This is a genomic window from Microbacterium sp. NPDC089987 (assembly GCF_044748505.1).
In the GTDB taxonomy this organism is placed as follows: domain Bacteria; phylum Actinomycetota; class Actinomycetes; order Actinomycetales; family Microbacteriaceae; genus Microbacterium.
Genome location: NZ_JBIVGE010000001.1, coordinates 208,444 through 223,449 on the forward strand (window position 1 = coordinate 208,444; position 15,006 = coordinate 223,449).

The window sequence follows — 15,006 nt, forward strand, 5'->3', positions numbered from 1 at the left end:
TGGCGCATACTTTCCAGATGGAAAGCAAGCCGGGCATGCCGAATGCCGAAGCCGTGATGGCTCTCCGCGTCGCGGAGGACGTGCGCGAGCGGGCGAGTGGCGTGCCCCGCCGTCATGCCGTGATGCAGCTGCTGTATGCGGTGCTGGTGTCGGCCTACATGGGGGTGTTCGTCTACACCGGTTCCGCCGAGGGAGACGCAGATCGGTCGGGCGGCACGACCATGGCGCTGCTTCTGCCGCCGCTGGTTCTCTCGAGTGCGCTGGTGGAGGGAGCCGCGCAGCGCTTCGGCGGTCGGCTGCGCGCGGCCAGACGGTACTGGATGGCTGCAGTGGCGTTCGGCGTGATGCTCGTGATCTTCCTGCTGTGGTCGGTGATCGGCGGGGGCTACCCGTGGTGGCTGTCGCTCGTGAGCCTGTTCGCCACGCTCGTCGTCTTCGGCGCTCGGCCGGTCGGTGTGCTTCTCAGGGGCGGCGCTGAAGCGGCTCGTGCGACGCTGTCTGCGCCGCTTCCGCGCGGAAGCCGAGTCACGACAGTCGTCATCGGTCTCGTCTTCGGGGCGATCTGCGCGACCCTGTTCCTGCCGGTCGCCGTGTGGGGGACGGTGATGGCGAGCATGGTGCTGATGCTGATCTCCGCCGGCGCGACCTCCACCTGGGGTCTGCGCTCGACGGGCTGGTACTGGGGCACGCCTCAGTGGTGTGCATTCGGCATCTCGACCGGGGCGATGTTCCTGCTTGCAGCCCTGACCATCGCCACCGAACTGATCAGTCCGGTCGTGAGCGCATCGGTGGGGGCCGTGATTGCGGCATCGCTTGCCGTCACCGCCTTCCTGCCAGGACGCGGTGACGACGGGCACGACGGGGAGGGCGCCGATGGCGCATCCGAGGCATGAGCTCGATCCCGCGCTGCTGACTCCGGTGCGCCTCTCGCTGCTCGCCGCGCTGCCCGAGGGGATCGAACTGGACTTCGCCGCGCTGCGCGATCTGCTCGAGGCCGACGACTCTGCAGTGTCGAAGGGCATCACCCATCTCCAGGACCGCGGCTACCTCGACATAACCAAGGGGTACGCCGGCGTTCGCCCCCGTACGTGGGTCGCCTCGACGAGGAACGGCCGCCGCGCGCTCGCACGACACATGGCCGCGCTGCGCGCGATCGTCGGCGACGTCTGAGGTGCGAGCCGCGATACGGTGGGCGGGTGACGGCACGACGACTCCACCTGGTGCGCCATGGCGAAGTGCACAATCCCAAGCGGGTGCTCTACGGGCGCCTTCCCGACTATCACCTCAGCAAGGCCGGGCGCCGGATGGCGCGGGATGCGGCCGAGTATTTGGCATCCCTCGACCGACGCGTGAGCGAACTGCGCTGCTCGCCGCTCGAGCGCACGCAGGAATCCGCGGAGCCGTTCACCGAGCTGTTCGGTCTCGAGCCGACCGACGACGCGCGGATCATCGAGCCCGCCAACGTGTTCGAGGGGCAGCGGATGTCGCGCGCCCTGCGCAACCCGTTCAACTGGCGTCACCTGCGTCGCCCCTCGGTGCCTAGCTGGGGCGAGCCGTACACGTCGATCGCGACGCGCATGCGCGCGGCGATGGATGAGGCGTGGGATGCCGCGGACCGCGCCCCCGCGGTGCATGAGGGCGACATCGTGTTCGTCTCGCACCAGGCGCCGATCTGGATCACGCACCTCTCGGTCGCGGGCATCACCCTGCAGCACGATCCCCGCACCCGGCGCTGCGCGCTGTCGAGCATCACGTCCTTCGAGCGCGTGGGCGACGTCTGGCGCGAGGTCGACTACGCAGAGCCTGCGGGCAAGGGCATCGATCTCGGCGCGGTCTGAGCCGGGAGCCGGCGTTTCAGAGCGCGCATAGGAACCGCGCGTACGATTCCCAGCGTGTCCGTGCCTGCTCGATCCCCTCGCGGCGCCTGGCGCATCGGCGCCGCCGCGCTCGCCGCGGCGCTCACCATCGGTCTGAGCGCCTGCGCGCCCGACCCCATGGTCGAGGCGTACAAGAACGGCGATCAGAAGGCCTACACGACCGCTGATTTCCGGGTCGAGTCGATCCCGGCCGCGAAGCGCAAGGCGCCCGTCGACTTCGGCGGGGTCACCGAAGGCGGCGAGAAGTTCTCGAGCGACGACATCCGCGGCGAGGTCGCCGTCGTCAACTTCTGGTACGCCGGGTGCGGCCCCTGCCGCATCGAAGCCGAGGACCTCGAGGCGACCTGGCAGAAGCACAAGGACGACGGCGTGCAGTTCATGGGTGTCAACATCTACGACCAGGCCGACACGGCGAAGGCCTTCGCGAAGACCTATGGCGTCACCTACCCGAGCCTCATGGACGCCACCACCGGCGACGCCAAGCTCGCCTTCGCTCGAGTGACGCCGATCCAGGCGCCGCCGACCACCCTCGTGCTCGACAGGCAGGGCCGGGTCGCCGCCCGCATCATCGGACCGATCGACGGCACCTCGATCCTGTCGACGCTCATCAAGGATGCCCTCGAGGAGAAGGCGTGACTCCGGATGCCGTGATCGGAGCCGGCGCGCTCTGGATCGCGATCCCGCTCGCTCTTCTCGCCGGACTCGTGTCGTTCCTGTCGCCGTGCATCCTGCCGCTCGTGCCGGGGTACCTCGGGTTCATCGGGGGAGCGGCCGGCACGGCGTCTTCGCCTCAGCCGCAGGTCACGCAGGCCGCCGCTCAGCGCCGTCGGATGCTTCTCGGCGTCCTTCTCTTCATCGCCGGATTCACGGTGGTGTTCGTCGCCTACACGGTGATCGGCGGTGCGGCATCCGTCTTCTTTCTGGAATGGGGCGACCTGATCACTCGCATCCTGGGTGGCGTCGTCGTGCTGATGGGCCTGATCTTCCTCGGTCTGTTCGGCTTCGCGCAGCGCCAGTACAAGATGCAGGTGAGCTCCACTACGGGGCTCATCGGCGCGCCCCTGCTCGGCTTCACGCTCGCGATCGGCTGGGCGCCGTGCACCGGCCCCACGCTCGGCGCGATCATCAGCGTCGGCTGGACGCTGGGCGACCCCTGGCGTGCCGGGCTGCTCGGCGTCGCGTACTCGCTCGGCCTCGGCATCCCGTTCCTGCTGGTCGCGCTCGGCTTCGGCTGGGCTACCAGCGCAACCGCCTTCATGCGTCGCCACATCCGCACAGTGAACATCGTCGGCGGTGCGCTGCTGATCGTGCTCGGCCTGCTGATGATCACCGGCGTGTGGGCCCAGATCATGTCTCGACTCACGGCGGTGATGAGCAGTGTCATCCTCCCCCTCTGATCGCTCCGGCAGCGCTGGCGCCTCCGGCCGCTCCAGCGACTCTGGCCGCTCTGGCGCGTCTGGCCACGATGACGGCGCGGCAGCGGCGTCCGACCCGCTGCGCCCCTCCGACCACATCGATTCCGCACCCGTCGACGAGAACGAGATCAACCAGCCCCAGCTGGGCGTCGTCGGCTGGCTGCGGTGGGGCTGGCGGCAGCTGACCTCGATGCGTGTCGCGCTGGTGCTGCTGCTGATCCTCGCCATCGCCGCGATCCCCGGATCGGTGTTCCCGCAGCGCACGGCCGACCCCAACGGCGTCGTGCAGTACAAGCAGAACAACCCCGACACCTTCCCGGTGCTCGACGCGATGCGGATGTTCGACGTGTACTCGTCGCCGTGGTTCTCGGCCATCTACCTGCTGCTGTTCATCTCGCTGATCGGCTGCATCATCCCGCGGATCAAGCACCATGCGAAGGCGCTGCGCGCGTTGCCGCCGCGCACCCCGGCGCGGCTCGGTCGGCTCGAGCATCACCGCTCCACAGTCTGGGCCCCTGAGCCTGCCGAAGGGGGCGGCGATGCATCCACGGCGATCGACGCAGCCGCCGCGATCGACGTCGCCGAGAAGCAGCTGAAGTCCCTCGGCTATCGCGTCGCGCGCTACGACCGCGGCCGGACGTGGTCTGTCTCGGCCGAGCGCGGCTACTGGCGCGAGACGGGCAACCTGCTCTTCCACATCGCCCTCGTCGGCGTGCTGGTGACGGTCGGCATCGGCGGCGGCTTCGCCTACACCGGGCAGCGCGTGGTCATCGAGGGTGCCAGCTACGTCAACACCCTGATCGACTACAACTCGATCAACCGGGGGCGCTTCGTCGCCGACGACTCGTTCCAGCCCTACGCGCTCACCCTCGACTCGTTCGATGTCACCTACGAGGACTTCGGCACGCCCGGAGCCGGACAGGCGGGCAACTTCGCCGCCAACCTCTCGGTGCGAAACGTCGACGGCTCGGCGAGCAAGGGCACCGTGCGGGTCAACCACCCGCTGCACGTCGGCGGCGACAGCATCTACCTGCTCGGCAACGGCTACGCGCCCACGATCACCGTGCGCAACGCCGACGGAGACAAGGTGTTCAGCGGGCCGGTCGAGTTCCTGCCTCAGGACAGCGCCATGACCTCGCTCGGCGTGGTCAAGGTCACCGACGGCATGCCGGAGCAGCTCGGGATGATCGGCTTCCTCTACCCGACGCCGCTGAAGATGAAGAGCGGCGCGTACACCTCGGTGCACGGTGCGCTGAACCTCCCACTGCTGACGCTCGATGTGTACCAGGGTGACCTCGGCGTCGACGGCGGAAAGCCGGTCTCGGTGTTCGAGCTCAACACCGACGGCCTCGAGAAGCTCAACGGCCGCACCACCGATACGAAGTCCATCGAGCTGCAGCCCGGCGAGACGGCCGACCTGCCCAACGGCCTCGGCACCGTCACGTTCGAGAACGTGTCGCCGGAGGGCGCGAAGGACACCCTGCAGTCGGTCAAGCGCTACGTCTCGCTGCAGATCCACCACGACGCCTCGGCACCGTGGGTGCTGGCGTTCGCGCTGCTCGCCCTCGGCGGCCTGGGACTCGCCCTCTTCGTGCCGCGTCGGCGCATGTGGGTGAAGGCCACCGCCGCCGACGACGGCATCCACCTCGAGTACGCCGCCCTCGCGCGCGGCGACGATCCGACCCTCGCCGCCGCCGTGGACGACCTCGTCCGCGGACACGAGCGGCTTCTCGACGCGGCCGCGCCCGAAGGCTCGACCCCCGCAAAGGGAGACTGACACATGCCCGACCTCGATTCGATCTCGATCCTCACGCTGTGGACGGCCATCGCCGTCTACGCCGGCTCGTTCATCGCCTACGCCTTCGACCTCGCCCGCCGCTCCTCGGCGACGACCGCTGACGTCGCGACGCCGGCCCTGGTCGCGGCCGGGGGAGCGGATGCCCGTGGCGCCGGCGCACCGGCATCCGGAACCGCCGCAGGCGGGAAGGGGAAGAGCGGCAAGCCGCGCTTCATCTTCGCTCGCATCGGCACGGCGCTGGCGATCCTCGGCTGGCTGTTCCACCTCACCTCGGCGCTGACGCGCGGCTTCGCAGCCGGGCGCGTGCCGTGGGCGAACCTGTACGAGTTCGCGATGATCGGGACGCTGCTGATCATGGGCGTGTACCTGGTCGTGCTCACGCGCATCGACCTGCGCTACCTGGGCACGTTCATCTCCGGGCTCGTCGTCGTGCTGCTCGGCGCGGCGGCGGCGAACTTCTACGTCGCGGTCACACCGCTCGTCGACCCGCTGAAGTCGGTGTGGCTCGTGATCCATGTGTTCGTGGCCTCGCTGTCGACCGCGCTGTTCGCGCTCGCCTTCGCGCTGTCGGTCATGCAGCTCATGCAGTCGCGGCGCGAGCGTCGCATCGCGGAGGGTGTCGAGAATGTCGGACCCGGGTTCCTGCGCACACTGCCGAATACGGCGCGTCTCGAGAACATGGCGTACCACTTCACCGTCGTCGGCTTCATCTTCTGGACCTTCACCCTGATCGCCGGCTCGATCTGGGCGCAGGACGCGTGGGGCCGGTACTGGGGCTTCGACGTGAAGGAGACCTGGACCTTCATCATCTGGGTGCTCTACGCCGGGTACATCCACGCTCGCGCGACGCGCGGCTGGCGCGGCAACCCGTCGGCATGGCTGTCGATCACGGGCTTCACAGCCGTGATCTTCAACTTCGCGATCGTGAACGTGTTCTTCAAGGGCCTGCACGCGTACTCCGGTCTGAGCTGAGCCCGCGTTGGGCCCTCTGGCCCTTGCGCGCGCCTGGCCCTTGCGCCGCCGTGGAGGTAGGCGAACACGCGGAGGTAGGAAGATACCCGCTGATTCGTCCTGCCTTGGCGCGTTCGCCTACCTCGGGTGAGTGATCACGTCCGGCGGTGAGGTTGAGCGGATGCTCGGGAGCGGATTGTCGCCGCGGTCGGCACTTCCCCGGTCCTGTGCCTCGTGCGCCCCGGTGCCTCTTGCGCCCGCTTGTGGAGGTAGGCGAACACGCGGAGGTAGGAAAATACCCACTGAATCATCCTCCCTTGGCAGGTTCGCCTACGTCGGGTGAGTGATCAGATCCGACGGTGAGGCTGAGCGGATGCTGGGGAGCCGGGTTGTCCCGGGCGGGCGGACCGTCCCCCGGCCCGGTGCTTCGTGCCCCAGTTGTGTCTCTTGCGCCCGCTTGGAGGTAGGCGAACACGCGGAGGTAGGAAGATATCCGCTGATTCGCCCGACCTTGGCGCGTTCGCCTACGTCGGGTGAGTGATCAGGTCGGGCAGCGAGGTTGAGCGGATGCGGGGGAGCCGGGGTGCCCCCGGCGGGCGGCACGTCCCCCGGCCCGGTGCCTTGTGGGCCCGGCTCTGCCTCTGCGCCCGCGTGGAGGTAGGCGAACACACGGAGGTAGGAAGATATGCGCTGAATCGTCCTGCCTTGGCATGTTCGCCTACCTCGGCGGGCTGACGGATGCCCGGGGAAGCATCGTCGGCCGGGCGGGCGGCCCGGCCCTCAGACCGCGCGCCGCACGGACGCAGGCAAACAACCGAGGGTAGGACGCGGATCGTTGGATCCGTCCTACCCTCGCTTGTTCGCCTGCATCCGAAGAGCGAGGCGGCAGAACCCGGATGCTAGGCCGCGGCCAGCACAGCCTTCGCCGACGTGGTGCGGCGGGTTGCCGCGACGATGGTCGCGACACCGAGCGAGAGCACGGCCCAGACGACCAGGCCCGCGAAGGCGGCTCCGCTCGGCTCGATCAGACCGCTCAGCGCCGGTGCAGTCGGCATCGCGGCTCCGAGGCGGGCGAGCCAGTCGGGAACCGTCGAGATCAGGCTCGTCGCGAATGCCAGCACGCCGACCAGCGCGCTGATCCAGCGACCGATGCCGCCGAGCACGGCGACCAGCGCCTGGTTGATCGCTGCGAACGCGATGCCGGCGGCGACCGCGAATCCGGCGAAGCCCCACCAGGTAGCCGCGTCGTACTGCGTGACGAGCTGCACGACCAGTGCGACGAGCAGACCCTGAGCCGCACCGATCGCCGCAGCCGGCCAGAAGCCGCGCAGCACCATGCCGGCCGACGAGCGCCGCGAGGTGAGCGTGCTGCCCGGGACAGCCCGCAGCACGACGAACGAGGCCAGCGCGCCGAACCACAGCACGACAGCCGACAGCAGCGGAATCGTCGCCGGACCGAAGAGGTCATTCGAATCGGAGTTCGAGGTGACCGGGTCGGCGATCACCGAGGCGAGCGAAGTCGACTGCTCTTCGTCGAACGACGGCAGCGAGGTCGAGGCGGTATGCAGGCCCTCGGCGAGGTCGCCGGTGCCGGATGCCAGTTCGTCAAGACCGCTCGAGAGCTCGCCGGCGCCTTGACCGAGGGCTGTGATGCCGTCTCCCAGCTGCGAGGCGCCGTCAGCGAGACCGGATGCGCCGGTCGCCGACTGCCCCACGCCGTCGGCGAGCTGTCCCAGACCGCCACCGAGCTGGGAGGCCGCGGTACCGGCGGTGCGCAGCTGGCCGGCGATGGTCTTGGATGCTTCGGTGTTCAGCTGCGCGAGCCCGTCCACTGTTCCCGCTGCGGCCTGCGCCGCTCCAGCGGTGCCGGCCTTCAGCGCCGGAAGACCCTCTTTCTCATCCGTCTTGAGAGTCTGCAGAGCACCGCATACCTGGTCCCCAGCGGGGTCGACGCCGGGCGTGCGGGTCGCGCACACGCCGACGAGCTGGTCGATGCCACCAGAGAGCTTCACCACGCCGGCGTTCACTCCGGCGGTCGCGTCCTTGGCGCCGTTGGCAGCACGCTGAAGCTGCGCCGGAACGAGCCCGCCGTTCTCCAGCGCCGCCGCACCCGAGATCAGACCCTGCCCGAGCTGCGTCGCGCCCGAACCCGCCTCGCGCGCCTTCCCGGCGATCGTGTTCAGCCCGCCGGCCAGCTCACCCGCACCGTCGGCGAGCTTGTTCGCTCCGTCGGCCAGCTGTGTCGCGCCATCCGGGATCGCGGCTGCTCCATCCGCGGCCGAGCGTGCGCCGTCGGCGAGCTTGTCGGCGCCGTCTGCGGCATCCCCGATCTTGTCGCCGATGGTCTTGAAGCCGATCAGCACGTTGCCGACCGTCGCCTCGCTGAGCATGGTGCCGAGGGTCGAAGCGGCGACCGAGGCGATCTGCTGGCTGATCAGTCCGTCTGCCACTCGCCCGTCGGGCGGCGTGGTCACGCTGATCTCGGCCTGCTCGGCAGATCCGTCGCCGTCCTGCAGAGCGACGCCCGCCGAGGTCGCATCCTTCGAGAACGACTTCGGGATCGTCACGATCGCCTGGTAGCGGCCGTCGGCCATGCCTTCAGAGGCGTCGTCCTCGTTCGAGATGACCCACGTCAGGTTCGAGTCGAGCTCGTCCGAGCCCTCGACGAGGCCGGCAGCGAGCTGGCGACCGAGCGGGGTGTACTGTCCGTCGATGGTGACCGGCTTGTCGAGGTTGACGACCGCGGCCGTCATCTCCTCGAGGCGGTCGGTCGGGTTGTGAAGCGCTGCGACGAGGATCCCGCCGATCATGGCGGGCAGCAGCAGCACCCCGATGAGCGTCAGCCAGGTGATCGGTCGGCGCGAACGTGCGCGTTCGATGGGGAGGGTCATGCGTTCACCTCGGTCGAGTCGGAGGTCGGGATGTCAGCGCTCTCGCGCAGGTCGGTGACGGATGCCAGGGGCCGGCCGGCATCGGCGAGCAGCCGCCGCGCGGCATCCGGATCCGTCGTCGTGAACAGCACCGCGATGTCGCCGGCGTCACGCAGTCGCGCGGCGAGCTGGTCGCGGGCCGATGCCGAGACGCGCTCCACACCGTCGAGGATCACCAGCGTGGTCTGACCGCGCAGCGCCTCGGACAGCTGGGTGGCGGCATCCGGCTCGTCGAGCAGTGCGACGCCGACATGCGCGCGCACCCACGCCGAGCGGCCAGGCAGCAGATGACCGGTGACGCGCAGCTTCCCGGCATCCGGTTTCACCCGTCCCGACAGGACGAGAGCCAGAGTGCGGAGAGCGCGCGGGGTCGCGCCGGTGACGGCCAGCGACCCGCCGGACGCGAGTCGCAGGTGCGCGCCGTGGATTCCCGTGCCGTCGACGACGAGATCGTCGGCGGCGAGGATGCTGTCATCACCCGGCCACGCGTCGAGTGCGCGCTCGCGCTCGACCGCCTCACCCTCGATGTCGACGTGCGGCAGGATGCGCTGCATCCATCGCGGGATGCTCCATGCGCGGTCGCCGAGGATCGCCATCACCGCGGGGATCAGCGTCATGCGCACGAGGAACGCGTCGATCGCGATGCCCGCCGCGAGACCGAGGGCGATGGGCTTGAGCGACGAGTCGCCCTCGGGCACGAACGCGACGAAGACGGCGAACATGATGAGCGCTGCGGCGGTGACCACGCGTGCGGTGCCGGCGAAGCCGGATCTCACGGCTTCGACGGCTTCGGCGCGGCCCGAGCCCCGAGCGTGCACGAAGTCCTCGCGCATCCGCGAGACGAGGAACACCTGGTAGTCCATCGCCAGTCCGAACAGCACGCCCATCAGCACGATCGGCATGAAGCTGATGATCGGGCCTGTGCGCGCGACGTGCAGGGCATCCGCGAACCAGCCCCACTCGAAGACGGCGGCGACGACACCGAAGGCGGCGACGATCGAGAGCAGGTACCCGATTGCGGCGGTGACGGGCACCCAGATCGAGCGGAACACGATCGCGAGCAGGATGAGCGACAGGCCGATCACGAAGATGCCGAACGGCAGCAGTGCGGCGCCGAGCTGGTCGGAGATGTCGATCGCGACGGCCGTGAATCCGGTGACCTTCAGGTCGATGCCGTATTCGTCCAGCCACTCGTCGTGGTGCGAGCGCAGCTCGCGCACCAGGTCGCTGGTCGCCGGGTCGTCGGGCGCCGTCTTGGGGACGATCTGCACGATGCCCGTATCGGCCGTCTCATTCGGCGTGGCGAGAGCGACCTCGCGCACGCCGGGGAGCTTCTCGACCTCGTCGCCGAGATCCTTCATGAGGTTGAGCGGGTCGGTGGAGGTGACGATCGTGCCAGTGAGGATCAGCGGGCCGTTGAAGCCGGGGCCGAACTCCTCTGCGGTGAGGTCGTAGTTGACGCGCGCCTCCGACCCCTTGGCCAGCACACCCGCGTTGGGCAGGGCGAGGTTGAGGCTGAGCGCGGGGATCGCGACGATGCCGAGCCCGACGACCACCGCGGTCGCGACGACGACGGGGCGCTTCGTGATGGCGTCGACCCATCGACGCGAGAAGGTGGGCCGAGGTGCGGCATCCGCCTTCCGGCGCGCACGACGCGGCCGACCTGCGACGCGACCCTTCAGGAACCCGAGCAGTGCGGGGGTGAGCGTGATCGAGATGGCCACGGCGATCGCGACGGCGACGGCTGCGGCTATACCCATGGTGGTCAGGAACGGGATGCCAGCGAAACCGAGTCCGATCAGCGCGATCAGCACCGTGACGCCGGCGAACACGACGGCGGAACCCGCCGTGCCGACCGCGCGCGATGCGGACTCCTCCGGCTGGATCCCCTCGCGCACCTGATCCTGATGGCGCGCGACGATGAACAGCGAGTAGTCGATTCCCACGGCCAGGCCGAGCATGAGCGCGAGGAGGGGAGTGGTCGACGAGACGGTGGCGAACGCCGTGGCGGCGAAGATGCCGGCCATCGAGATGCCGACCCCGAGCACGGCCGTCAGCAGCGGGAGCCCGGCGACGACGAACGAGCGGAAGGTGACGATGAGCACGAGCAGCGCGATCAGCAGGCCGATCGCCTCGGTGATGGTGACCGTGGGCACTGATGCGGTGAAGAGGTCACCGCCGAGCGCGGTGCGGGAGCCGTCGGGCAGGGATGCCGTCAGGTCCTCGACGACGCGATGCAGTTCGTCCTTCACCTTGTCTGAGACCGTCGAAGCCTGACCGTCGAACTGCAGCCGCACGATGGCGGCGGTGTGCTCCTCGTTGACCATCCCCTCGACGTTCTCGTCGTAGGGCGATGTGGCGGCGAGGACGCCCTTCACATCGGACAGCTTCTCGACGGAGTCCTCGATCTCGTCCTTGTACTCCGCGTCGGTGACGTCATCGCCATCCGCTGCGACGACGATGAACTGCGCATTGGTGCCGCTCACCTGGGGGAAGGTGCGCTCCAGCTGCTCCAGCCCCGCCTGCGACTCGGTGCCGGGAATCGAGAAGGCGTTGTCGGTGCCGGCGCCGAGCCCCAGCGCGCCACCGCCCGCGACGCCGAGCACGATCAGCCAGGCGAAGAGAACGCGCCAGGGGTGGCGGAACGACCAGCGCCCCAGCGAGGAGAGGAAAGTGGACACGCGACCTCCGACAGTCCGATACATGACCGTATTGAATACGTCCCTGTATCGTAAGGCAGAGGCGAACGACGATGCTGTGCGTGGGATGTGAAGAGAGCGCTCGGCTGGACGTGCCAGAGTGAAGGCAGGAGGGCACCATGACGACACCGGCCACCCGCAGTCGAGAGAACACCCGTGCTCGGCTGCTCCATGCCGCCGCACAGGTCTTCGCCGAGACCGGACTCGACGGAGCCACGGTCGAGGCGGTGTGCGAGCGTGCCGGCTTCACACGGGGAGCGTTCTACTCGAATTTCGCATCCAAGGATGAGCTGTTTCTCACGCTCGCGTCCTCGGTCGGTGAGGCCAGGCTGGCTGCGGTGCGCGAGCGGATCACCGCCATGCTCGACGAGAACGTCATCCGCGAGACCGACCCCGGAACTCTCGTGCGCCAGATCATGGATTCCGGAGACGACGACCGGCTCGACGTGATGCTGATGAGCGAGATCCGCCTGAGGGCGCTGCGAGACGTGGAGTTCGGAGCCTCCTTCCTTCAGCAGGAGCGTGAACTCGTGCGCAGCATCGCCGGAATCATTCAGCAGATCGTCGACAGCGGGCAGATCGCACTGCGCGTCGATGCTCAGGAGGCCGCGCGACTGCTCATGGTGGTGTGGGAAGGGATGATCGTCCGTGAGGCGATGGGCGGCGACGACGGTGAGCGGCTGCGGCGTGTGGGCAGCGAGGCGCTCGGCCGCATGGTCGAACTCATGAAGGTCTGATGATCAGGCTCTGAGCCGACCGACCTGACCTGACCTGATGTGACCGGGGCGCTGGCTCAGCGGCTGATCACCGCGTGGCAGCGCTGGAGTCGCGCCAGCCACCACTCGCGTCGGTCGATCGGCGCTTCCAGGCGCGCCAGCGCATCGGCATCCGGCATCACCCGCGCGGCCGACACCGAGCCGCCCACCGGGCGGGCATCGGCGACGTCGTCGGCGAACAGCGAGGCGGTGCCGAGCCCGCAGTCGAATTCGAGCCGGGGGAGGGATGCCGCGAGCGCCGCGCCCTGTGACAGCCCGATGGCGGTGTCGAGCGCACTCGAGACGACCGCGGGCAGGCCCGCCTGCGCGACGATGTCGAGCGCTCGCCGGATGCCGCCGAGCGGCTGAGCCTTGATGACGATGAGGTCCGCGGCCCCGGCGCGGGCGACAGCCAGCGGATCCTCCGCCTTGCGGATGCTCTCGTCGGCGGCGATCGGGATGCCCATGTGCTTCACTCGACGGCGGAGGTCAGTGAGCTCGTCGACTGACGCGCAGGGCTGTTCGGCGTATTCGAGGTCGAACTCCGCGAGGGCGTGGATCGCGTGCTCGGCCTCGTCCACATTCCAGCCGGCGTTCGCATCGATGCGGATGCGGCCCTCGGGGCCCATCTGCTCGCGCACGGCGCGCACGCGGGCGATGTCGTCGGCCAGCACCTGCCCGTGCTCGGCGACCTTGACCTTGGCGGTGCGGCATCCGTCGAATCGGGCGAGCACCTCCGGCACGCGCGCTGCGTCGACGGCGGGAACCGTGGCGTTGACGGGGATGCGGTCGCGTTGCGGAGCAGGCTGCTCGTGCCAGGCGAAGTCGATCGCGGCGTCCAGCCAGGTGGCGGCTTCGGCGTCCGCGTACTCGACGAAGGGCGAGAACTCGGCCCAGCCCTGCGGGCCCTCGAACAGCAGGGCCTCGCGCGCGTCGACTCCCCGGAAGCGGGTGTTCATCGGCAGGGCGACCACACGGGCGGTCGCGAGCAGTTCGGCGAGGGGCGGCGTCATGCGTCCATCATGCCCGGCCGGCCCCGTCTGCATTCCACTTCTTCGCCGACACCCCTGCTTCGCGCCCACACCCCTGGTTGCGAACGCCCGCACGTGGGGGTGTCGACGGGAACTGGGGGTGTGGGCGTCGAGGTCAGCCGATCCGCTTCTGCAGCTCGCCCAGGCGTCCGGTGGTCTGGAAGCCGAGGCGCGTGTTGACCGCCAGCATGTGCGCGTTCGACTCGGCGTTGTAGGTGTAGATGCGCGGCGTACCCGGGGAGTGGCGCTGCAGCATCCGCAGGTTCTCGAGCTTCACGCGCATCCCGAGGCGGTGCCCGCGATCCTCGCGCCGCACGAGAGTGCCCCACTGGTAGGCATTGCCGTCGTCACCCGAGACGACGAGCTGCGTGTACGCGGCGATGCGGCCGCCGGGTGCCAGGGCCACCGTCCCGAACGACCTGCGACCCTGCGCAGCCTGCATCGCCTCGTCGGCGCGATAGTCCTCTACATCGGCCGAAGGAGCCTCGATGTCGAGCTCGCCGGTGGGCGCCTCGATGTCGAGCAGGGCGTCGAGCGCCGCCCACTCGGCGACGTGCTCTGCAGGCACCGGACCGATCCAGCTGTGGGTCTCATATCCATCTCCGGACGCATCGACGAGCAGCTCATCGATGACAGCGTCGTCGACGGGCAGCTCGAGGCGGTTCTGCAGATCGCCGAGAGCGAGCGCGTAGCCGTGGCGTCGCGCGAATTCGATTCCCGGCTCGCCGTTGCCATCAGCGGGAGCGGATGCCGGCCATGCCGTCTCCGCGCGCAGAGTCGAACGACCGGCGGCGGCAGCCTCCGCCTCGACGTGAGCGAGCAGTGCCGATCCGATGCCCTGGCGGCGATGGGCGGGCGGCACCGTAACGCCGACGGTGGCGGAGTGCACATTGTCTTTCAGGCTCAATGCGAGTGATCCACCGCCAAGGACTGCGCCGTCGCGGAGGGCGACATAAGTGCGGCGCGCCGTGGTCGCCGACCGCTGCTGCATCTCGGTGCGGCTTTCCTCGAGAGTCCAGATCAGCGCGTTCTCGCCCATGTCAGCGCGATTCGCCTCAGCGTAGGTCCGCCACCAGAGGTTGTGCTCGGCGGTGTCGAAAGGATCGACGCGACGGATCTGCAGGGGAGACGTCATCGCCTCAGAATACGGACGCGTTGGCGTTCGAATATGTGTCGTTGACAATGGTGTGCGAAGCACAGTAACGTGTGAGACGTGAGCGAGAGTGAATTCGACGGACACCTGCAGGAGCTGCGGCGCGGCACGATCGTGCTCGCCAGCCTCCGGCTGCTGCGGACGCCCGGCTACGGCTACGGGTTGCTGGAACAACTGGCATCCGCCGGATTCCCCACCGATGCCAACACGCTCTACCCACTGCTGCGCCGACTCGAGAAGCAGGGATATCTCGACAGCGAGTGGAACACCGACGAGGCCAGGCCCCGGAAGTTCTACCGCACCTCGAAGGCGGGTGTCCGCCTCGCGACGACACTGACTCAGGAGGTCGCGGCCATAGCCGCCGCGACCGCCGCCCTCCGCGACGAGGAGAACTGAC

Annotated in this window: 13 protein-coding genes; 9 read left to right on the forward strand and 4 right to left on the reverse strand. The window is 69.0% G+C overall.

The annotated features are described in order from the left end of the window. The first annotated feature begins 17 nt into the window (after positions 1 to 17). The 7 genes from ACIPV2_RS01060 to ccsB are packed head-to-tail and all read left to right on the forward strand — an operon-like array spanning position 18 to position 6,062. Entirely contained in the window at positions 18 to 893 is an 876-nt protein-coding gene (locus ACIPV2_RS01060; RefSeq protein WP_400837281.1) for a hypothetical protein, read from the forward strand. Continuing rightward, a complete protein-coding gene (locus ACIPV2_RS01065; RefSeq protein WP_400837284.1) occupies positions 874 to 1,170 on the forward strand; it encodes a transcriptional regulator in 297 nt (98 codons plus the stop codon). Before ACIPV2_RS01060 ends, ACIPV2_RS01065 begins: the two co-directional genes overlap by 20 nt. A gap of 26 nt (positions 1,171 to 1,196) precedes the next feature. Next, positions 1,197 to 1,838: a histidine phosphatase family protein gene (locus tag ACIPV2_RS01070; protein WP_400837287.1), complete on the forward strand. Its 642-nt coding sequence runs from the start codon at positions 1,197 to 1,199 to the stop codon at positions 1,836 to 1,838. 54 nt (positions 1,839 to 1,892) lie between these two features. Beyond that, a complete protein-coding gene (locus tag ACIPV2_RS01075) occupies positions 1,893 to 2,513 on the forward strand; it encodes a TlpA family protein disulfide reductase (RefSeq protein ID WP_400837290.1) in 621 nt (206 codons plus the stop codon). Beyond that, the gene (locus tag ACIPV2_RS01080; RefSeq protein ID WP_400837293.1) at positions 2,510 to 3,274 is read left to right on the forward strand and encodes a cytochrome c biogenesis CcdA family protein; all 765 of its coding nucleotides are present in this window, start codon (positions 2,510 to 2,512) and stop codon (positions 3,272 to 3,274) included. The genes ACIPV2_RS01075 and ACIPV2_RS01080 overlap by 4 nt, the downstream gene beginning before the upstream one ends. Further along, complete coding sequence (locus tag ACIPV2_RS01085; protein WP_400837296.1) at positions 3,255 to 5,069, forward strand: cytochrome c biogenesis protein ResB; 1,815 nt, start codon at positions 3,255 to 3,257, stop codon at positions 5,067 to 5,069. The genes ACIPV2_RS01080 and ACIPV2_RS01085 overlap by 20 nt, the downstream gene beginning before the upstream one ends. A gap of 3 nt (positions 5,070 to 5,072) precedes the next feature. Further along, positions 5,073 to 6,062 carry a c-type cytochrome biogenesis protein CcsB gene (ccsB, locus tag ACIPV2_RS01090; protein ID WP_400837299.1) on the forward strand — a complete coding sequence of 330 codons (990 nt, stop codon included), beginning with the start codon at positions 5,073 to 5,075 and terminating at the stop codon, positions 6,060 to 6,062. Between the two features lie 878 nt (positions 6,063 to 6,940). Here the strand turns inward: ccsB and ACIPV2_RS01095 are convergent. Beyond that, positions 6,941 to 8,932 carry a YhgE/Pip domain-containing protein gene (locus tag ACIPV2_RS01095; protein ID WP_400837302.1) on the reverse strand — a complete coding sequence of 664 codons (1,992 nt, stop codon included), beginning with the start codon at positions 8,930 to 8,932 and terminating at the stop codon, positions 6,941 to 6,943. Continuing rightward, positions 8,929 to 11,652, reverse strand: a complete 2,724-nt coding sequence (locus tag ACIPV2_RS01100) for an MMPL family transporter (protein WP_400837305.1) — start codon at positions 11,650 to 11,652, stop codon at positions 8,929 to 8,931. The genes ACIPV2_RS01095 and ACIPV2_RS01100 overlap by 4 nt, the downstream gene beginning before the upstream one ends. Before the next feature lie 137 nt (positions 11,653 to 11,789). Here ACIPV2_RS01100 and ACIPV2_RS01105 point away from each other — a divergent pair, with 137 nt between their 5' ends. Continuing rightward, positions 11,790 to 12,407 (forward strand): TetR/AcrR family transcriptional regulator, encoded by a 618-nt coding sequence (locus tag ACIPV2_RS01105; RefSeq protein ID WP_400837308.1) that lies wholly within the window; start codon positions 11,790 to 11,792, stop codon positions 12,405 to 12,407. Between the two features lie 56 nt (positions 12,408 to 12,463). Here the strand turns inward: ACIPV2_RS01105 and ACIPV2_RS01110 are convergent, their stop codons facing one another. After that, positions 12,464 to 13,438: an o-succinylbenzoate synthase gene (locus ACIPV2_RS01110; RefSeq protein ID WP_400837311.1), complete on the reverse strand. Its 975-nt coding sequence runs from the start codon at positions 13,436 to 13,438 to the stop codon at positions 12,464 to 12,466. 133 nt (positions 13,439 to 13,571) lie between these two features. Next, complete coding sequence (locus ACIPV2_RS01115; protein WP_400837314.1) at positions 13,572 to 14,591, reverse strand: GNAT family N-acetyltransferase; 1,020 nt, start codon at positions 14,589 to 14,591, stop codon at positions 13,572 to 13,574. 78 nt (positions 14,592 to 14,669) lie between these two features. Between ACIPV2_RS01115 and ACIPV2_RS01120 the strand changes: the two genes are divergently transcribed. Then, positions 14,670 to 15,005: a PadR family transcriptional regulator gene (locus ACIPV2_RS01120; protein WP_400837317.1), complete on the forward strand. Its 336-nt coding sequence runs from the start codon at positions 14,670 to 14,672 to the stop codon at positions 15,003 to 15,005. Position 15,006 lies beyond the last annotated feature (1 nt).